Annotated in this window: 15 protein-coding genes; 4 read left to right on the top strand and 11 right to left on the bottom strand. The window is 48.0% G+C overall.

Translation table 11 applies throughout. From position 1 onward, the window contains the following. Positions 1 to 78: 78 nt before the first annotated feature. Both ACJJIJ_RS13580 and ACJJIJ_RS13585 read right to left on the bottom strand, forming a co-directional pair. A complete protein-coding gene (locus ACJJIJ_RS13580) occupies positions 79 to 2,700 on the bottom strand; it encodes a TonB-dependent receptor plug domain-containing protein (protein WP_252083108.1) in 2,622 nt (873 codons plus the stop codon). Positions 2,701 to 3,083: 383 nt separating this feature from the next. Next, on the bottom strand, positions 3,084 to 4,640 hold the full coding sequence (locus tag ACJJIJ_RS13585) for a M20/M25/M40 family metallo-hydrolase (RefSeq protein ID WP_252083109.1): 1,557 nt from the start codon (positions 4,638 to 4,640) through the stop codon (positions 3,084 to 3,086). A gap of 686 nt (positions 4,641 to 5,326) precedes the next feature. On the opposite strand from ACJJIJ_RS13585, the gene ACJJIJ_RS13590 reads away from it, so the two are divergent. Further along, positions 5,327 to 5,956: a DUF2799 domain-containing protein gene (locus ACJJIJ_RS13590; RefSeq protein WP_252083110.1), complete on the top strand. Its 630-nt coding sequence runs from the start codon at positions 5,327 to 5,329 to the stop codon at positions 5,954 to 5,956. Between the two features lie 317 nt (positions 5,957 to 6,273). On the opposite strand, the gene arfB is transcribed toward ACJJIJ_RS13590, so the two are convergent. Continuing rightward, entirely contained in the window at positions 6,274 to 6,681 is a 408-nt protein-coding gene (arfB, locus tag ACJJIJ_RS13595) for an alternative ribosome rescue aminoacyl-tRNA hydrolase ArfB (protein ID WP_252083111.1), read from the bottom strand. A 433-nt stretch (positions 6,682 to 7,114) separates the two neighbouring features. Here arfB and ACJJIJ_RS13600 point away from each other — a divergent pair, with 433 nt between their 5' ends. Further along, positions 7,115 to 9,487, top strand: a complete 2,373-nt coding sequence (locus ACJJIJ_RS13600; protein WP_444937625.1) for an autotransporter outer membrane beta-barrel domain-containing protein — start codon at positions 7,115 to 7,117, stop codon at positions 9,485 to 9,487. A 133-nt stretch (positions 9,488 to 9,620) separates the two neighbouring features. After that, entirely contained in the window at positions 9,621 to 10,142 is a 522-nt protein-coding gene (locus ACJJIJ_RS13605) for a GNAT family N-acetyltransferase (protein ID WP_252083113.1), read from the top strand. Between the two features lie 126 nt (positions 10,143 to 10,268). On the opposite strand, the gene ACJJIJ_RS13610 is transcribed toward ACJJIJ_RS13605, so the two are convergent. Then, positions 10,269 to 10,787, bottom strand: a complete 519-nt coding sequence (locus ACJJIJ_RS13610; protein ID WP_252083114.1) for a hypothetical protein — start codon at positions 10,785 to 10,787, stop codon at positions 10,269 to 10,271. A gap of 611 nt (positions 10,788 to 11,398) precedes the next feature. Here ACJJIJ_RS13610 and ACJJIJ_RS13615 point away from each other — a divergent pair. After that, positions 11,399 to 11,689 carry a DUF1540 domain-containing protein gene (locus tag ACJJIJ_RS13615; RefSeq protein WP_252083115.1) on the top strand — a complete coding sequence of 97 codons (291 nt, stop codon included), beginning with the start codon at positions 11,399 to 11,401 and terminating at the stop codon, positions 11,687 to 11,689. An 88-nt stretch (positions 11,690 to 11,777) separates the two neighbouring features. Here the strand turns inward: ACJJIJ_RS13615 and ACJJIJ_RS13620 are convergent, their stop codons facing one another. The 7 genes from ACJJIJ_RS13620 to mltB all read right to left on the bottom strand — a co-directional run bounded on the left by ACJJIJ_RS13620 (position 11,778) and on the right by mltB (position 19,971). Beyond that, a complete protein-coding gene (locus ACJJIJ_RS13620; protein WP_252083116.1) occupies positions 11,778 to 13,487 on the bottom strand; it encodes an AMP-binding protein in 1,710 nt (569 codons plus the stop codon). A gap of 815 nt (positions 13,488 to 14,302) precedes the next feature. Continuing rightward, complete coding sequence (lipA, locus tag ACJJIJ_RS13625; RefSeq protein WP_444937626.1) at positions 14,303 to 15,286, bottom strand: lipoyl synthase; 984 nt, start codon at positions 15,284 to 15,286, stop codon at positions 14,303 to 14,305. Then, positions 15,279 to 15,980: a lipoyl(octanoyl) transferase LipB gene (gene lipB / locus ACJJIJ_RS13630; RefSeq protein ID WP_252083118.1), complete on the bottom strand. Its 702-nt coding sequence runs from the start codon at positions 15,978 to 15,980 to the stop codon at positions 15,279 to 15,281. Before lipB ends, lipA begins: the two co-directional genes overlap by 8 nt. Next, a complete protein-coding gene (locus tag ACJJIJ_RS13635; RefSeq protein WP_444937627.1) occupies positions 15,980 to 16,261 on the bottom strand; it encodes an HP0495 family protein in 282 nt (93 codons plus the stop codon). Before ACJJIJ_RS13635 ends, lipB begins: the two co-directional genes overlap by 1 nt. A 176-nt stretch (positions 16,262 to 16,437) precedes the next feature. Beyond that, positions 16,438 to 17,583, bottom strand: a complete 1,146-nt coding sequence (locus ACJJIJ_RS13640; protein WP_252083120.1) for a D-alanyl-D-alanine carboxypeptidase family protein — start codon at positions 17,581 to 17,583, stop codon at positions 16,438 to 16,440. A gap of 362 nt (positions 17,584 to 17,945) precedes the next feature. Further along, a complete protein-coding gene (locus ACJJIJ_RS13645; RefSeq protein ID WP_444889549.1) occupies positions 17,946 to 18,812 on the bottom strand; it encodes a septal ring lytic transglycosylase RlpA family protein in 867 nt (288 codons plus the stop codon). 148 nt (positions 18,813 to 18,960) lie between these two features. After that, positions 18,961 to 19,971, bottom strand: a complete 1,011-nt coding sequence (gene mltB, locus ACJJIJ_RS13650) for a lytic murein transglycosylase B (RefSeq protein WP_252083121.1) — start codon at positions 19,969 to 19,971, stop codon at positions 18,961 to 18,963. Positions 19,972 to 19,974: the final 3 nt, after the last annotated feature.

A 19,974-nucleotide genomic window follows, 5' to 3' on the forward strand; every position in this document is an offset into this window, starting at 1 on the left:
TCAGAGTAAATTTTGATTGGCAACGGCTATCAATTAATGAAGGCTTGATACCAGTCCCCAACCAAAAAACCCAATCCACTAAAACTCTGCACTCGCACGGAGATACCAAAAGCCGCCGTTAAAACCAAACGGTGATGTCAGAGCATGGCGAACGCCTAAATATTGCAGAGTACCGTCTTGTTCATCATCGGGCTGCACATCAAAAATATTTTCACCACCTATGGATAATTTATAATTTTCATAGAGAGTAAAGGTCGCCTCCAAGTCCACCAAAATTTCACTACCATAACTGTAGGTATCCGTAGCATCACCAGGACCAAACAAACCACCAGTAGACTCCCAATCACTGTAGCGATTGAATCTTAAGTAGCCGCTAAACAAATCACCTGTATCAAAATCAAAAGTCAGAGTTGTGCGATCACTGGGCACCTGATTTTCCAGGTCGAAGACTCTGGAGGCATTAATCGTATTAGTTTCTACTTTACTCACTTCTTGCTTATTGTGGTTGTGACGTAAATCCACAACCAGTAAATTACCTGCCACTTCAAAATCACTGGTAATGGCCAAGTCGATACCTGAAACTTCTGAATCGTATGCATTGACAAAATAGTTGGCATTGCTGTCTTTCAATAAGGCAGCATCCTCTACCCCTGCATTCTGTAGCAGCTCGATTTCTTCTGCGCCGATTTTATTGTTGCGCAATGCAAGGCGGTCTTCGATGTCAATGTTGTAGTAATCAAGAGTGACGCTGGTATTGCTAAACGGCGTAAACACTGCCCCTAAGGTAAAGCTGGTCGACTCCTCTGGCGTCAACTCTTTTGCCCCCAAGGCCATTGCTACCGGATGGTCCACCGGATAGGTACCACTCGGAATCAGGTTACCACTGGAATCTGCAGTGGTAGTGACATTAAGGGTATTCACTTGCCCAGGTGTTGGCGCACGGAAGCCCGTATTCACTGTCCCACGCAGAGCAAGGTTCTCATTGACATCGTAACGAGCTGAAAGCTTCCAGTCGGAGGTGGAACCAAACTCATCATATTCTTCTAAGCGCAACGCCACGCCAAGGGTTAATGCATCAGTAACATCCGCTTCGAGGTCGATATAAGCGGCAATACTCTCAATACTGAAACTACCGTCTGAGTCTTTGGAGAACCCCTGAAAACCATCTGAGCCTACACCAAAATACACCGCCGTTGGGCCAACCTCAGTAGACGCAGTATCACCAGCTCCAATTGAATAGGTTTCCTCACGCCATTCAGCGCCAAAAGCAACATTCAGTGGGGAGGCAAAGGCAGCAACATCAATAGGTTTCACAAAATCTGCATTTAGACTGGACTCTTCCTGGGTGAGGGTGCCCGGTTTGAAACTAGTGGGTGACAAAACCCCGAGGCTGGGATTAATAGAGTTTTTCAATACATATTCCACCTCATTCTCTGCAACACGAGCACGCAGATCCCAGGTCAAACCATTTTGAAATTCTCCACGAGCACCTATAACAGCGGAGATATCCTGAATTTCTGCACCAAATTGTGGATTGTAACCACCCGGGAATTGAGTATAAATCGGGTTGCGCAATACATAGCCACTGGGGCTGGAGTCATCCGCTACCAGGTAATCGGACGGATTTAAGCCTTGAGCAACAATATAATCAATCAGTGACTGGGGGGCTGGATCTGGCAAATAGTCGATACTACCCGGATCTGCAGGGTCATTGGGCATATCAACTTGTAAAGTGCCACGAGCGGTAAACTCATGTTCAGGATCTAATACTGGACCACGATAAAAGAAGTCTGAAATTGTTTCATTATTCGAGTAACCAAAATTTCCGTACAATTCGAAATTGTCATTAATTTCAAGGCCGCTGTTGACGAAAAATTTCAGTGCCTCCACATCCGGGTCACCCCAACGTTGGCCGAGCCCATCAAGGGGAACTAGGTTTTCACCAACTACAGAACCCACAAATTCCGCATCTGGGCGAGCAACCCCACGCCAAGTTTTATCAGCTTTGGAATATTCTACAGTGGCATTAACAAACCCCTGATCAAAAAGGTTGAAACCAGCATTAGCGGCAAAAGAATTACGAGTTCCATCCCCCTCAAAATATTCACCGGTCTGAGCAGAAAGAGCAAAACCTTCAGCATCATCCTTTAAGATGATATTAACCACGCCGGCAATAGCATCGGAGCCATACTGGGCCGAAGCACCATCACGCAGCACCTCGACTCTTTCGATAGCCAGTGAAGGCAACGTGGAAAAGTCCACCGCCTGAGCTCCCTGATTGACCGTACCCAGAGGAGCGAGCTGTAAATTCACCAAAGCAGAACGATGCCGACGAGTGCCATTGACCAGTACCAATGTTTGGTCCGGGGACAAATTACGCAGGGTTACTGGACGAATAAATGCCGTACCATCGGCGATGGGAAAGCGCTGGGTATTAAACGAGGGAGCAATTTTTGCCAGAGACTCAGTGAGGTCAAAGCCTGCTTGATCTGCCAACTCCTCTCCGCCAACTACGTCAACCGGTGAAAGAGTTTCTGTTGGGGAAACACCTTCCTTACGGGTACCGGTAGTAATCACCTCTTCCATAGTACGATCATCGGCTGTCGAAGATTTTTCATTTCGATCCTGCGCAAAAGCACTTGGAGCAGTCAGCACGATGGCGATTGCCAACGATAAAGGTTTTAGCAAATGGGTTTGCATATTGCCCGTCCTCTCTTCTCATTATTAATTCGGACAGCACACCACAGGTTACCCCTGATAAGTGATGCACAGTAATTTTCATGCGCACAATTTCAATAACTGTGCGCGACTTATTTCTGTGGGAATATGTCAGTTCGCCAAGATAGCTGCAAATTTTGGCGTCAGTGCTAAAAGACTTTCACTTTTTGGCATTTTCCCTCGTTCGATTAGACAACAGTTACTCTGGAAACCAAAATCCATGGCGTTTAAATTAATTTATAGCAATGACTGTCAGAGCCGACTGCCAGCCTTAACTGCCAATCATGTCATTTTTTTGCTGATATTTTAAAATCGAGGATGGAGATAATAGGCCCAGGGAAGAAAATTCCCTGGGCCCTCTTTTTTTATTGCGGGGTATAGGTGACATCCAGCTCAAAGTTGGAAGTTTGACGGCTGTATCCGCGAACCATGATGAAAGCTTGACTATCACCGCTCGGCACTTGTAGCGAACAATTTTCGGCTGAACCATTCTCGTAGGGTCGGCAATCGTAGTAGCGCCAGGTTGGGGCTGCTCCAAACCGCACGTATAGATCTGCGTCATTGGTGCCGGTCATATCCGCAACAAAATTGGTTGCCGGTGTCACGCTAAACGGCCCGTAATGCTCCTCTCCACCACGAGTCACACTGCCAGAGAAGCTTTCCGTTTTCTCCTGACCTGGATCGGGATCGGGATCCGGGTCGGGATCAGGACCTGGATCATCACCAATGGATCCCTTGGCCAGCTCTGCCACATAAGCGGCAGCCAGTTTGCCGAACTTCACAGCGTGATTTGCATCGCCACCACTGTTGGCTAAAGTGTCATTGACAGTGTGGATATAAGGATTAGAGCCATTAAATGTGGCCTCGAAAGGGAAAGAGGCCGCGAAGCCCTGGTTGTGCCAGGAGGCATGATCCGAACAAGCATAGCCACAGGTAGTTGTGCCGACACTAAGGTTCCCCAGATAGGTCTGAGCAAGATCTTTCAGGAAGGCATTCTGTGAGCTGTTGGTGTAATCACCAATAATATAGATATCACTGTTTGATCCATAATAATTGGTCATATCCAGTTGTAGAACACCAACCACATTTTTATTTTGGTTCTTGTAATCCGTAGCAATATCATCGGAACCACGCAAGCCAACCTCCTCTGCCGCATACCCCATAAAAGCCAGAGTTTTTGCAGGCTTGTAACCTGTTGCCACTATGGCATTCACCACATCGGTCAGAGTGGCGATACCCGAGGCATCATCATCGGCACCCGGTGCCCTGGTGCCTTCCCCGGTACCCCAGCCAACGGTGGAATCCAAATGCGCCCCCAATACCACGATTTCATCAGGGTTTGTTTGCCCCTGAATAGTGAGAATGACCGAAGGCTGAGCCCAACTATGGCTATAGAGCTGCACAGATGCATCGCTGCGAGAGCTAGTCAATGCTTGCCATTTATCCCGAATCCATTCAGCACCAGCTACGCCTGTAGAGGTGGTGTAATAGCGATTGGTAAAATTGGAAAGGCTGGTGATTGTCGAGCGAATATTTGCCTCAGAGATTTCCGCCTGTAGGGCATTCACCACATTGGCATTATCAATGGTATAGCTGACAATACTCGACACAGTGTTAGCCAGTGGAGAGAGCTGCGCAGTTTGCGCCTCCTGCAGGGAATCATGCACCATAAAGCCACCACAACGATTGTGGCTATTATGCATTATCGTAGAAATTTCGGATAAATTATCCTCATTCACCTTCAATATGGTTATACCATTGCGCTCTCCTAGTGCATTCAGGGGCTCCTTAGCCATTAACGCACTGCTTTTTTTCAGGGATTGATAACCGTCACTGCCGATCGTTATCCACAAGTCCTCAGCTAAAGTTACACCGGGTACCACCAGTAACCCTAGTAGCGATGTACAAATCATTTTTTTCATTATCTTCTCCACATTGATTGATTCCCCCAGCGTAAGTCGGCAATTTCCCAAAAAACGCAGGGAAGCACTGAAGACTCATGCAAAATCCTTGCACAAACAGAATGTACCGATGCTGACGACATTAAAAAAACCCATAAAAAAACGTTCTTAAATACGCAACCTGACTCAAGAAGAAATACTGTACGACATATGGATTTATTTTTATTATTTAAACTTTGATAAACGCCGGGGTTAACAGATAGAAAAACTCAATAAAAATCAAAGAAACAAGCACCAATAGAAAAATGGTACTTGAACAATTTAGCACCACTCACCAAAAAACAAATAATAATTTTTAAGACTGAAGAGAACTTAAAAAATTCTGAATATAAAAAGTTTCACTATTGTGAATAGAGAAGGACAAACACCAGGCGAATTAAATCCAATAAAGGGCTATTAGAAAACGATCGAAATCACTCAACATAATAAACTCTGTTGGATTAGACAGGGACCATCGAGCAATGAATTACACTGCCTTCTTAACTCTATGCCTCAACTCTTACCCCTCTTCTTTTTCATCTTATGTAGAGAGTGCAGAGACACTTTGGCATCGCATAAGGTTTATGAGCCTTTAACCCATTCCCTTCAGCTTACAGTCAGGTTGGCTCAGGTAAGTTGCCCTTTTATCCCGATCATAGGAAACAGCAGTGAAGCTTAGATTTGGAACCCTTTCTTTGGTCGCCATCACGCTCTTAAGCACCGGTTGCGCCACCATGAGCAAAGATGAATGCCAAGTAGCCGACTGGCAGGCACTGGGTTATGAAGACGGCGCCGAAGGAAGAGGATTGAGTTACATGGGTAAACGACGGGAGTCCTGTGCAAAGTATGGCGTTCAGCTCAATACCAGTTCCTACCGCAACGGGCGGGATGAGGGGTTAGAACTTTTTTGTACAGAGCTACGCGGCTTTTCTGAAGGGCGTTCAGGGGAAAACTACGCCGGCGTTTGTCCCGCGGGCCTTGAAGGGCTCTTTCTGAAAGGCTATGAAACCGGCCGGAATCTTTTCATTGCCAAAACTGCAGTTGAGGAAATTGAAGCGGCTATTCACGATCGGGAGCTGGAACGTGAGCACCTCCTAGATGACATGACTGAAATAGGTGCCCAACTGGTTGAAGATGAAGCGACACGCGAAGAGCGGGTCACCATGCTGGCCGACATCGCACGCCTTAAGATGCGCCATACAGAGCTGGGACTAGAGATTGACGACTTACTATTCGAGCTGACACAAAGACAATTGGAATATCAGGATTTATTGGCTATATCTCCCTACCCACAATAAGTAACAGGGTAAACCCGGGCGGAGGAGAAGAGAAACTGTTCATTAAACGACATGGAGCATGGACAAATTAGTTATTAACGCCACTCTTCAAATAGTCTTATCTGTAAGGAGTTATTATCTTCCGTCTTTAAATAAGTTTCCAATGCAGAATCCAATATAATTTACTGGCAGTATAGTTTTATTTTATTTTTATTCTAAAATAAACGACTGAAACAAAACTATAACTGTATCCAGCTAACACTAAATTCTCTGGGCCCTATCTATTTAGCTTCTATAAAAACAGTCATTATAAAAAGAAGACTAAAGAAATTGCTTACTTAGTCCCTAATTTTTCCCCGCATCGCCTTTACTTGAGAGCGGCGATTTTTATTTTTCAGGCGCCGCTCCTTTGAGCCTCGACTGGGTTTCGTCGCTATACGCGGCTTATCCACCCTGGATACCTGCTCGACCAATTGCTGTAAACGTTCCAAAGCATCTGCCCGATTTTTCTCCTGGGTCCGAAAGCACTGGGCCTTAATAACCACAATACCATCAGCTGAAACTCTCTGATCACGTAATTGTAGTAGCCGGGACTTAACCGCCTCAGGCAGAGAGGAGCTTCTAATATCAAACCTTAAGTGAATTGCACTGGAGACTTTATTTACATTTTGACCACCCGCCCCCTGGGCACGGACAGCGCTGAACTGCACATCAGCCAGGTTAATCTTTAGACGGGCACTTAACATAATTTCAAATCCAAAACCAACTCGATGACCATTAGGGTGAGAACTTATATTTTACTGAAATTCATCACTCTTTAGGACACTCTCCTTTCGGTACCCTGGTACTCCTCATTCTTAGAAAAACACTTGCCCTTCCCATTAATCAGACGCACCATGAATCGAACGACTAAAAAGCCATAGCGCATTTACCTAAAAAGAATCATTCAGTACTATTGCGCCACTTTGTGCGTGCCTCAAGGCCCCCAATTTTGGGATGACCAAGCAGCCAGCCACTTAACCCGTGACTTATTTTATTGTCTGGGTCAAATCCGCTAGTATTGCCAAGCTTCCTTGAGGTACAGGAACAAAAAACAATAAAGATGCACGCCCAGTTGTTTCCTCTGGACTCCTCCCGATGTCTCCGCGGGTGTGCCATTACCGCGACTAGGAGAAAACCATGCCTAACGCCAAGCGCAGCCTTGCGGCGGCTATTGCACTTGCATCCCTTACCAGCGTTTCTGCAATTGCAGAAGAATCGGCCTTCAGCCAGGTTATTGCTTTTGGTGACAGCCTCACCGACGTAGGCAACTACGATGTATTCACTAATGGTGGCGATGCAAATGATATCGCTATCAATGTCATGTCCCAGAATCTTGGCCTGGGCTCTTTAACAGCATCTTGTGCTGGTATGCAATCTTCTCTCTGCCTACCCAGTATTGACCCTGCATTGATGACTGACCCCGCCAAGCTTGAAGCAGATGTTTCGCGGCAGGTTTTTAACGGAGTCAACGAAGCAGGGTCTGTATGGGCTGTTGGTGGCCACAAAGCTGCTGACGTACTGATGAATATTATCGGTGCCGAGAACTACATGGCTTTCCTTCAAGCTAATGGTTTAGACGCTGACGTCAATCGACATAATCTTCTTAGCGCTTTTATGCCAGCTGTAGATGCGGAAGGAAAACCAGCCTACCCAGACCAACAATTGGCCGGCTTGCTAAAACAGAAGTTAACCGAAGCTGGGACCTACGCCGCTATGGCAGAAGCTGCGAAAGCGCAAGGTGATTTAGTCGCTGCAGCTGGGTATCAGCAACAAGCATTAGCAGCCAAAGGCGAGGCTGATCAAGCTCTAGAACAATTAGGTACTTCTGGCAACCCACACCCTTTGGGTAGAGGTTACCTGGAGACCACTCTTGGAACTGCCGACGCCAACGCCCTTTACTGGGTAAACGGCGGCGGTAATGACTTGCTGAGCGGTTTTGAAGGTGTCGCTAAAGGTGAAATGAGCATTGAGAAAGCCACTGCAAATGCAGGTCTTGCATCCGTGATGCTCGCGAGCGCTGCCGGCGCCTTATCCAACGCAGGGGCTAACTATATTCTGGTATCCAACGTGCCGGATATCAGCAAGACTCCAGCTGTTTATAAGGCCGTTAAAGACGCTGTAGACTCCAGTGAAAGCGCAGCTCAGCTTAAGGCGGCAGTAGCAGCAGACCTGGTTACCCAAGATGAGGCTGATGCTCAACTGACGGCTGCTATTGATAAAGCTTTACTTGATGCAAGTAAGGCGTCCGAAGGCTTTAATGCCAACCTGTTGGCTCAAGCCAAAGATATCAACGGCGTTCTAATGGTTGACCAAGCCGGCCTGCTCAAGGTGGCCCTGAATAATGCCGGCCAACTGGGCCTGTCTACAGAATTCGACCAGGGCCAATATTGCTTTGACGGCAGCGGCGGTGATTGCATTGAGCACCCTGTATACGGCATTAGCCAGGACACTGCCGATGCATCCAAACTGATCTTCAACGATACCGTTCACCCCACCCAAGTTGGTCAGCAGGTTCTCGCCGACTACTACACCGCTATTGTAAATGCCGCTCAGGTCGCCGGTCAGCTGCCTGACATCGGCGCTCAGGCTGCTCGCACACACATTAACAGCCTGGATGAAAACCTGGCTGGTGTACGCTATAGCCAGGCCCAAACCGCAGTATTTGCTGGTGGCATTTTCGGTGATATCGATTACGACAACGGCTTTGCCGCCGATATGAGCGGCGATAGTAATGCCAACCTGATCGGTATGACCTACGCCCTGCGTGACAACCTGGAACTGGGCTTCGCGGTGAGCCGCTCCGATATCGATGTGGATAACGCCCGCTCCGATATCGAGTCCACCTCTACCAACTACAGCTTGTTTGGCCGCTTCCATCACGATGTATTCTTCGTTGAAGGTAGCATGACCCTGACCGATGTAGACTTCGACCAGGCAAACCGCGCCCTGACCCTCGGCAATAATTTTGCTTCCGAACTGGAAGGCGATACCTCCGGTGAAAATACCACTCTGAGCCTGACGGTTGGTGCCAATCTGTTCAGCGAATCAAGCTTCCAGTTAGGCCCCTTTATCGGCGTAACCCGAGCGACCATGGAAGTTGACGGCTATACCGAAAAGTCCATTGAGGGCTTTACTTACACCGACTCCATGGGTAATGAGTACGACCCCCTGGGCATGAATTACGGTGACCAAGAGCGTGACTACAACACCTTGCGCTTCGGTGCTTTTGCCAATAAGAGCTGGAACACCATCAATGCCTACGCGCAGGTTTGGTATGAAGATACCAACGGTACTGACACAGATACCCTTGAGGTAGGTGTTAAGTCTATGGCTGGTAACATGAACGCTATGCCCAGCTATTCCAGCGTGGACCAAGGCCTCTTCGACGATGGTATGGGCCTGATTGCTGGTATTCGCTGGCAAGCGGCTGACTCCCTCGCTTTAAGTGCCAATGTGACCTCACGCCCAGCGGCTGAGCAAGCATCGGTCAATGTTACCTACCGCTTCTAATCCAGCGATAGAGCTAACACTCGCGCCCCTCAGGGGCGCGATTCTCTTCCCTCTTCACCATATTAAGTTCCCCCCAATCCTCCTTCTCGCTATATAAACAGCGTACCGACACAATACAAAGCCAACCCTCATTGTGAAAAAAGCCAGTATGTTTCAAATCACAACACCTAATTTAGTGATCAGTGAGCTCTGTGAAAGTGACTCGAAACTGATGCTCAACCTACTCAATGATGAGGACTTCGTGAGATATATTGGCGATCGCGGAGTGCGCACTCTTGAGCAGGCTAGTGATTACATTAAAAAAGGGCCAATAGCCATGTACCGCAAGTACAGCTTTGGTCTCTATAAAGTTGAACTTGGCAATGGTATCGGCATTGGTATATGCGGCTTAATCAAGCGGGATTGTCTCGATGATGTAGATATTGGCTTCGCTTTCTTAGCAAAATATAGAGGCAGAGGCTACGCGTTAGAGGCAGCACAAGCCGTGCTGGAATATGCTCAACACCAATTAAACCTAGAGCGAATTGTCGCGATCACGCTACCCGAAAACACATCCTCAATAAAGCTGCTGAATAAAATTGGGCTTCAAGTAGAGAAAAAGATTGTTTTACCAGGGGAAACAGAAGAGCTTCTCCTGATGGCATGGGAAGCTTAACAGAATAACAGAAGTCATTTGGTGTCCAAAAATACTGCCACCAATAATGACCAACTCATGAAAAATGACTGGATAGAGTGTCTCTTCTGAGCCGACAGTTTCAACCACCGGCTCAGCGACCTAAACTTAGCCTCTCCAGCTTGGCATCAGGTCCAACTTCCAACCATCTTGGCTTTTTATTATTCTGGGGGCATTGATTTTATATTTCATATCCATGTACTCCATCGTAATAACAAGTTTTGCCCGCTCAACGCCAAACTTAGTTTCGATAGAGTAGTCAATAGACTCCAGATCAGCCTCATCCCAATCAAAGGAATGATTTTTACTTTTCAACAGGATTTTCTTGTAAGCGGTTTGAATTCTACTTTTCTGGGTACGTATATAATCTGCACCCTGCATCTTCTCTACCAACTCATTGGTTCGCTTCATAAAACCTTTTTTACTGGATTCACGAATATCAGCATTTAGAGCCAACTCAATCAAACCTTCATGATCTTCCGCTGTCATAAATAAATCGTTGTAGCCTTCCTGATCCTGGGAGGTTAGCGCATCTACAAGATCCTCTGCCAAATCCTCTGGTGTTGAGTTTTCTCCACAGGAGGCTAGAAATATGACAGATAATACCAGCACAGCTATTTTTTTCATTTATCCCCTCAATCTAAAGACCATGAACAGGGGGCGGATAGTAGGCATGAGAAGAATACCAATCAAGAGATTTTATGCTGACAGTAATCACACGTAATGACACTGATTGACTACAGCAGTAAAACTTCAAGATTGCTATTCTTCATTTGAACCCAGAAGTCCCTTCTCTTTATATCAGAACTCCAAACCAAGTTATGAACTGCGTTGATTGATAGCTTATCACCAGAGACAAGTCCAATCTTTACCAGATATCGCTCCTACAAATCCAATCAAAATACAATTAAAAAAATAAATTTTTACTTTTGAGCTTTTCGATTAGTCAATATCTAGGGCTGGCATTCAGGCCAAAATATTAAATAGTATTTTTTGTAGAAACATTGCATCTGAAGAGATAGCCGACACGGCCAAGAATCGTGAAATTCCGAAAATGAATATAAAAAACTACTTTTGAATCATAATCATCTATTTAAATCATTTCCATTGAGTAATTACACTATCAATTCAAGACAAATATGATAAAGCTTTAATACCTTACAAAAATCATGGTTTCTTTATTGACATGCCACGGCGCTAAGCTAGTCTCCAACTTATTAATCTAGGAGAAGAAAGCCATGATAATCGCGACAGATATGCCTGAAGTGAGCAAATGTGCCGCAACTCAGTGTGCCTATAATGCTAATGATGCCTGCCACGCCAGGGCGATAACTATAGGTGAAGGCGCGGACCCAGATTGCGACACTTTCTTCACTAATTCCAGGCACACCCGCAGTTCCCGCACCGCGGGTGTTGGCGCCTGTAAAATGGAAGACTGTAAATTTAACGATGACTTCGAATGTTCAGCGGACCGTATAGAGGTTGGGCGCAATGGCAACTCAACAAATTGCCTAAGCTATACCCACTGAGCCTGGATCAGCTGGCAAGTTCCTCCCCAATAATAAAGCCCGAAAGCTATCCGCTATCGGGCTTTTTCTTTTAAGGCATTACACGATCTTAATCTACAGCTTGTAAATCCCGTTGAGACTTCTCTTTGATATCCCGGGGCTCCCAAACTACCCCTTGAGTAGTCGCATGCTGCTTAAAGAGTGGTTGATAATGGGATTCCAGCACTTTGCGTTTAATTTTTAGAGTGGGAGTCAGAAATTCATTTAACGGAGTCCACTCCTCCTTACAGATAAAAATTGCCCGGATACGTTCATGGTACGGTAAACGCTCATTAACTGATTCCAGTATACGTCGCAACTGTTCATTGACCTCAGTACGAGGAAGCTTTTCCGCAGATTCCGATATGGTCGCCAACATCACAGGTTGATCCATACCATGCCCCAACACACAAAGTTGTGCCAAAAGGGTCTCATTACCGAAGTGTCCCTCCAGTAAGCTAGGCTGAATAAATTTTCCTTTACTCGTTTTAAAAGTTTCAGAGATCCTGCCTGTAATATGCAGTAAGCCCCTCTCATCGATAAAACCAGAATCCCCGGTATGGTAATAACCATCCCGAATGGCTTCTGCAGTTTTCTCTGGCTCTAAGTAATACCCTTTCATCAGAGAGCCGCTTTTGAAAAGGATTTCACCCTCATCAGAAATTTTCACCTCGCAACCGTGGTAAGGTTTACCCACCGTACCAGGCACTGGGTCCTCACCCGGCATCACAAAACAGCCATAGATAAAGTTTTCCGTCATCCCATAGCCATCAGCTATCTGCATCCCCATACGCTCATACCAGCGCAATAGCTCGATGGAAATTGGTGAGGCACCGCTTACCAGCATTCGTGCCTGATCCAGTCCAAGCCCGGCACGTACCTTATTTTTTAACCAACTATTCAGGCCCGGAATTCTGAGCAGTACATTTTGCAACGCAGGCGGAATCTTCTCGTCAATTCCCTCCTTAAACTTGGTCCACAATCTGGGAACCGAGAAGAACATAGTTGGCTTGGTGCGCTGTAAGTCTTCGAGGAAAGTATCCAGGGACTCCGGAAAATGTACCGGCGTACCTGAATAGAGACAGTGGAATTCCACCAAGATTCGCTCTGCGGCATGGGCCAAAGGCAGATAGGAAAGCACGCGGTCGCTCTCATTAAAGCCATAACCACGAATCATATTGGGTACTACAAAGACTACCGACGACCATGTATGCATCACGCCTTTGGGATTACCGGTAGTGCCAGAGGTGTACATAATGGTGAAGAGGTCATCCTCATTAAAAACGGGACTTTCCTCATAGCGTTCATTAGAGGCGATAACAGCTCCCAACTCTTCATCGCAGTGTATTTCACAGCGCTGAATCGCTACCGAAGGTAGAGTGTCCGCCACTTCCTGAAGAGCGGCATTGTTATCTGTAGCTCCACAAAAAAGCAATTTCGACTCGGAGTGCTGCAAAACATAAGACATAGAGGATGCGGATTGCCCAGGATACAGAGGCACGCTAACCATACCAGCAAGCATGATACCTACATCAACAATGATCCAGTCAGCACAGTTTTTACCGTGAATTGCAATTCGATCGCCTGGTTCGAATCGGCTGCGCAGGTAGCCCGCGATACGTCTGGCCCGATCCATTACCTCACGCCAGGTGTAGTCCTGCCACTCGCGGCGCTGCATCTGACGAAGAAATACCGTTTCCGGTTCTTCCGCCTCTCTCTTGTAGAGAAGCTCCAATGGCTGCAGGCCCTTCACTTTTTCGTATCGCTCTTCTGGAGTCATCGCTTTCTCTCTCATTATTGTGTTTATTATGGTTTGATATTGGATAGCACTGTTAGACCCTGCATTTGGGTACTAGCAGCGACTTAAATTCCAGATCGCCAATTCAATTGACCGCGCACCTAAATCACCATTTTAGTGCACTCTGACTAGCAGCTTTCTAAGAGGTGCAGTCACAAATATATAGGTCAACGTCAGCTTATCGTTATTATTTAACTTAAAGTTACTGAATATGCTCGCTTAGTGCAATTCCTAAGCACTAGGAAAGGATGTACCACTTCAGCAAGAGTGTAGACTACCCAGTCCGTTGCAATGAGGTTGCAATAAGATAGTATCTGGTGCACTTTTTGTGGAAAGGCAAAAGCTTGAGTTAATGAAAAAACTTAGAAAAGCTTACGGCGCAAGAGATGACTAGCTAGTACCAACTATAATCACGGTAGTCATAATTGTGAATACTTATATTCTTATACTTTCACACTTTAAAAAATCTAATTACTTTCCAGCCTAAACCGTCAAAGCAAATGTGTGTTCACATAAATGACAAGAGCTAAACAGTATCGTTTTTTAAAAGATAAAAACTGGAATTATAATCGAATTAGCAGACCATCGCTGACTCTGACTAAAGCTTCGCTAGAAACACTCAACCAGTGAAAAATATTTACTAAATTAAAAGTTATTTTAAATAACTCACTGCTGCGAAGAACTTTATGCGCAATAGAGTTGAGAGGATAAAGGATGAGGAAGATAAAAGTTACAATTAAAGTATCTTAAAAAAGAGGAAAGCTCATCCAACTCTCCCCTCTTTTATTTACTTATTTTTAGCTTACTGTCTCACCATGAGCCTGCTTATCTGCATGGTATGAAGAACGCACCAGCGGACCACAAGCGGCATGCTTAAAGCCGATTTGTTCTGCATAACGACGATATTCCTCAAACTCATCCGGATGTACATAGCGCTGCACGGGCAGGTGCTCTTTACTCGGCTGCAGGTACTGACCGATTGTGAGCATATCGATATCATGCTCGCGCATATCGTCCATTACCTGGAAAATTTCTTCCTTTTCCTCACCCAGGCCCACCATCAAACCTGACTTGGTTAGTACATCCGGGCGACGCTTTTTGTACTCTTGCAGCAGCTTTAGGGACCACTTGTAATTGGCACCTGGGCGGGACTCACGATAAAGGCGCGGTACGGTTTCCAGGTTATGGTTGAATACATCCGGTGCCTGCTTTTCAAGGATATCCAGTGCAATATCCATGCGCCCGCGGAAGTCGGGGGTGAGGATTTCCACTTGCAGGTTCGGGGAGAGCTCGCGAGCTTCGCGGATACACTCGGCAAAATGCTGAGCCCCCCCATCGCGCAGGTCATCCCTATCCACCGAGGTAATAACCACGTAACGCAGACTCATGGCGGCAATGGCCTCCGCCAGATTCTTGGGCTCTTCCGGGTCCAGAGGGTTGGGCTTACCGTGGCCAACATCGCAGAAGGGGCAGCGGCGGGTACAGATTTCCCCCATGATCATGAAAGTGGCAGTACCGCCACTAAAACATTCACCCAGGTTCGGACAGCTGGCTTCTTCACATACGGTGGAGAGTTTTTGCGAGCGCAAGATACTCTTAATTCGATCCACTTCTTTTGAGGCTGGCACTTTCACCCGGATCCAGTCGGGTTTGCGCAGCATAGTATCACTGGCAATAACCTTGACTGGGATACGCTCTACTTTGTCACCATCACGCAGTTTCTCCCCCTGTTGAAGGCGGCGGGTGCGCTTTACCGGCACCAGATCGGGTTTATCAGCCATTACTCAATTCCTGCTGTTCCGCGCTCAGTTGCGCCAATACATGTTCTTCTAGTGGCTGCCACTTGGCCGAGGGCAGCTCCAAGGTACGCAGTAATTCGCGCACAAAAATTTCCGCCACCTGTTCCCAGGAGGGTACCTGTGGCAATAACTCGGCCATCTGCACCATTTGCATGCCGGCATATCCACAGGGGTTAATTCGGAGGAAAGGGGCCAGATCCATATCGATATTGATGGCAATACCGTGGAAGCTGCAGCCGCGGCGCACACGCAGGCCTATGGAAGCAATTTTATTGCCACTGCGAGGCCCTTCCGTGAGATAGACCCCTGGTGCATCAGCACGGGGCGCAGCCGCTATACCCAATGTTGCCAGCATTGCTACCGTAGCTTTCTCCAAGGCCGTCACCAGATCGCGCACGCCGATTTGGGCGCGACGTAGATCTAGCAATGGATAAACCACAAGCTGGCCGGGGCCGTGATAGGTCACCTGGCCACCACGGTCCACCTGCACCACTGGGATATCACCGGTATTCAACAGATGCTCTGCCCTGCCGGCCTGCCCCTGGGTAAATACCGGTTGATGCTCCACACACCAAATTTCATCAGCGCTACTTTCATCACGAAGATCGGTATATCGGGACATGGCACGCCAGACGATCTCGTAGTCCCGCCGGGCTAGGTTGCGGACAATGGTCATCAAAGCACCATATGAATCGCAGGATGTACTTTCAACTCCTCAAAGAGGGCCTTGAGCTGGTCCTCACCTGTAGCGAGGATAAAAAAGGTCATCGAGGTAAACTTCCCACTGCTACTATCCCGCAGAGTAACGCGCTCCTCATCCAAACCGGGGGCATGGCGACGCATAACTTCCAGAACGAACTGATGCGCGTCCTCATTGGCATCGCGTACCACTTTGACCATATAGTCTTCGCAAGGGAATTCAATCTTCGGGGGTTTCTGATTGGGATCTTGACTCATACCACTCTCCGGGACCGGCCTTTGGACATTAAGAAAAGCTTAGGTGCAGCCGGGCGGCGATTATACCGTGAGCGCAGGGCAGTGGACAGGGAATGACAGAGGAACTGGTCAGGGAACCGGGCGAGCCGGCCAGGGAAGCAAAATTGCCACCCCTGGCTGGTCAAAACTGAGCAAATTTAATTGAAGAAGCCCATAACAAAGCGCTTGATAGAATCCCACATGCGCTTGAAGAAACCGGCTCGGTCTACCTCTTCTGCGGCGACCGCTTTAACATCCGCGACAGTTTCGCCATCGAGAGTCACAACAACTTTACCAACAGACTGCCCCTTCTCGACGGGAGCTTCCAACTCTCCATCCACAATCAGGTCGGCCTTGATACCCTCTTCGCCACCGCGTGGGATAGTTACAAAAATATCCTTCTCAACCGCTATGCCAACACTGGGTTCTTTACCACCCCAGACACGCTCGGTCTGCAGTACTTCGCCCTGCCCATATACTTTGTGGGTCTGGTAGTAGCGGAAACCATAAGCCAGTAGCTTCTGGGTCTCTGAAGCGCGTTTTTCATCGCTATCGGTGCCTACCACGATGGCTATCAGGCGCATACCGCGCTTCATGGCAGAAGCCACCAAACAGTAGCCAGCCTCTTCGGTATGGCCTGTTTTAATGCCGTCTACTGCGGAATCACGCCACAATAGGCGATTGCGGTTGGGCTGGTTGATACCGGAATAACTGAAATACTTCTCGGAGTAGATGTCGTAGTGCTCCGGGTGGTTGGCAATCAGAGCACGTGCGAGAACCCCCAAATCCCGGGCAGTGGTCACATGCCCCTCAGCCGGCCAGCCAGTAGCATTGACAAAATTGGTGTTCTCCATCCCCAGCAGTTCGGCTTGCTGGTTCATCACTTCAGCAAATACCTCCTCACTACCTGAAACATGCTCAGCCAGGGCGATACTGGCATCATTACCAGACTGGATAATAACGCCGCGCATCAGGTCCATAATCGGTACCTGGTCGCCAACCTTAACGAACATCTTAGAGCCGCCCTTGCGCCAGGCTTTCTCAGAGATACGTACCTTGTCATCTTCTTTAATGCTGCCTTTGATCATCTCTTCCGAGACAATGTAGGCCGTCATCATTTTTGTAAGGCTGGCAGGAGGAACCTCCTTATCAGCCTCGTGTTCCACCAATACCTGACCGGTATTGGCATCCACAAGCAAGTAGGAGGTAGCCGCCAGCTGGGGCGGCGCTGGAATAAGTGATTGCGCCTGGGCTAGGCCCGCACAAAGCAACAGAAAAGAGCAGGCGATAATCCGTGTGATCATAGGTGAGAGTCTCGTTAATCCTCGTGTTCGTTGGCTGGCTGTTAACCTATTACTTATTTTAAGCGATTAATTCACAGCGAAGGCTTATCACCTTATGCCGTGAGCCAGTAATAAAGACAAAATACAAGAAAATTCGCGCCATTGCGCAGTATTTTGTGAACGGTCGTTCCTATGACCGTCAATTCCATTGGTGATCACTGACGACTTGCTATCCCTCCTGTGCTGTCGGCACAGCTGATGACGGGTTTTTCAGCGAGTTCGAGAAAAGAATATCGTCAGGAATTTACGGTTCTCCGGTAACCGTGACCTTTCTCCACAAACTGGAATATTCACCGTTCGGACCGCACTTTTACCGATGGGTTTTATTCATACACAACCTGGGGCTCTCCCAGCTGGTTCTTCTGCACAGTTTCCCGTGCATTGGCCAGGGCCCGCTGTTGGGAGATTGGGCCTATACGCACCCGATAAAATTGCTTGCCACTGCGCTCAACCGGACTGACAGAAACAGGATAGTCAATTGCTGCAGCCAAGCGAGCCCGAATTTTCTCGGCCTGGGCTGGGCTGCTATAAGCTCCCACTTGCAGGAAAGTATTTTCCGGCAGGCGGATACTGGCATCCTGGGGCAGGCCGCCAGTTACATCGCCAGCCAATAGGGTTTCCGTCACCGGTGGCAGGGTATTTGGGTCCAGCGCTTCTACCTCAACACGGGCAACACCCTGATTCACATAGTCCAACTTTTGCGCTGCTGTATAACTCAGGTCGATAATTCTGCCGTGAACAAAGGGGCCGCGGTCGTTAATGCGCACAATAATACTGCGCCCATTATCCAGGTTGGTTACCTTGGCATAACTGGGTAGCGGTAGGGTTTTGTGCGCGGCGGACATGGCATACATATTATAAATTTCGCCATTGGCAGTGCGTCGCCCATGAAATTTGGTGCCATACCAGGAGGCCTTACCCTGCTCTTTGTAGCCCTTAACCGCAGGGCGTACGTGATAGGTTACACCTTTGACTTTATAAGGGCTTTTATTGCCCGCCGGTCCGATTGGTTCCCGCACGGGTGTGGGCTCCGGCGTAGCGAGCATATTTACCGGTTTGGCTGGGCCGCTATCCTTAAGGCTATCGAAGTCCTGCTCGCCCTGCTTATTCGGCTTAATTTGCGGGCCGCCACAAGCGACCAAAAACAAAGCGGCGAGTAGGAACACTCGCCGTATATTGCGCTGAAACATAATCCCCCCGGCGCGCGGCAACCCCAGGCTGCCGTCTCCAAGCCGCTGTTATCTATAACTGCTCAGTAAAACAGAAAATTATTGATTACCACCATCACCATTAGTTCCCGGCTTTGGCAATTATTCTCAGGAATTATTTATCTCCAACTCAGCTCTTTCCGCCGCGCGCTTTAACAATCTCCTGGGCAAGTTCATTCACTGCCATGGCGTAGAGGCGGCTGCGGTTGTAAGTCGTAATAGTGGAGAAGTTATTCAGGCCTAACCAGTACTGCTTGCCCTGCTCAGTCTGCAGAGAGAAAACAATCGCGGGCATTTCGGGTGCCACTTGGCTGGTAGCATTAAAACCTTTTTCCGCCAGCTCACCCACTGTCCACTCGGGCTGTAGGGTATCGTTGACGATGGTCATATCTGCATTGGGGCGCGGGTTGGCTAATACAGTCGTTGGCTCTCCTGGCTTCCAGCCGTGTCTGGCCAGATAGTTAGCCACACTGCCGATCGCATCGGTTGTATTGGTCCAGATGTCCACCTTGCCATCTTCACTGAAATCCACCGCATAGGCGCGGTAGCTTGAAGGCATAAACTGGCCGTAACCCATGGCACCGGCATAGGAGCCCTTCAGCGCGAGAGGATCCATACCTTGATCACGGGTTAAAAGCAGGTAGTTTTCCAACTCCTTGGTAAAGAACTCAGAGCGGCGCGGGTAATTGAAGGCTAAGGTGGAGAGTGCATCCAGTACCCGGTAGCCTCCCATATTGCCACCGTAGCGGGTTTCAACCCCGATGATCGCGACAATAACCTCAGCTGGGACACCATACTTTTTCTCAGCTTCTGCCAGGGCCTCAGCATTCTTATCCCAAAAATCCACACCGCCGGCAATGCTTTGCGGAGTTAAAAATAGCTTTTTATATTGATACCAGGGCTTGGCTTTTTCTGCGGGGCGCTTGATCGCCTTGAGGATAGAGTCCTTGCGCTTGGCATTGCGCATCAGCTCCTGCATTTCGTTGCGGTCAAATTGATGCTCTTGCACCATATATTCCACGAACTTTTGCGCGTCGGCATTATCGCCGTGGCCGGGCTCCTGCGCACAAGCTGCCAGCGCTAGCCCCATACCAACCAATAGTCCCGAGGTCCACTTCAAAACCACCGCTCCTGTCTTCATCTC

Source organism: Microbulbifer mixtoriginis (SeqCode) (genome assembly GCF_052467945.1).

What these genes read in the sequence shown, in the direction of transcription:
- ACJJIJ_RS13580 (WP_252083108.1), bottom strand. Translation starts at nt 2,700, where the DNA reads ATGCAAACCCATTTGCTAAAACCTTTATCGTTGGCAATCGCCATCGTG.
- ACJJIJ_RS13585 (WP_252083109.1), bottom strand. Translation starts at nt 4,640, where the DNA reads ATGAAAAAAATGATTTGTACATCGCTACTAGGGTTACTGGTGGTACCC.
- arfB (WP_252083111.1), bottom strand. Translation starts at nt 6,681, where the DNA reads ATGTTAAGTGCCCGTCTAAAGATTAACCTGGCTGATGTGCAGTTCAGC.
- ACJJIJ_RS13600 (WP_444937625.1), top strand. Translation starts at nt 7,115, where the DNA reads ATGCCTAACGCCAAGCGCAGCCTTGCGGCGGCTATTGCACTTGCATCC.
- ACJJIJ_RS13610 (WP_252083114.1), bottom strand. Translation starts at nt 10,787, where the DNA reads ATGAAAAAAATAGCTGTGCTGGTATTATCTGTCATATTTCTAGCCTCC.
- ACJJIJ_RS13615 (WP_252083115.1), top strand. Translation starts at nt 11,399, where the DNA reads ATGATAATCGCGACAGATATGCCTGAAGTGAGCAAATGTGCCGCAACT.
- ACJJIJ_RS13620 (WP_252083116.1), bottom strand. Translation starts at nt 13,487, where the DNA reads ATGACTCCAGAAGAGCGATACGAAAAAGTGAAGGGCCTGCAGCCATTG.
- lipA (WP_444937626.1), bottom strand. Translation starts at nt 15,286, where the DNA reads ATGGCTGATAAACCCGATCTGGTGCCGGTAAAGCGCACCCGCCGCCTT.
- lipB (WP_252083118.1), bottom strand. Translation starts at nt 15,980, where the DNA reads ATGACCATTGTCCGCAACCTAGCCCGGCGGGACTACGAGATCGTCTGG.
- ACJJIJ_RS13635 (WP_444937627.1), bottom strand. Translation starts at nt 16,261, where the DNA reads ATGAGTCAAGATCCCAATCAGAAACCCCCGAAGATTGAATTCCCTTGC.
- ACJJIJ_RS13640 (WP_252083120.1), bottom strand. Translation starts at nt 17,583, where the DNA reads ATGATCACACGGATTATCGCCTGCTCTTTTCTGTTGCTTTGTGCGGGC.
- ACJJIJ_RS13645 (WP_444889549.1), bottom strand. Translation starts at nt 18,812, where the DNA reads ATGTTTCAGCGCAATATACGGCGAGTGTTCCTACTCGCCGCTTTGTTT.
- mltB (WP_252083121.1), bottom strand. Translation starts at nt 19,971, where the DNA reads ATGAAGACAGGAGCGGTGGTTTTGAAGTGGACCTCGGGACTATTGGTT.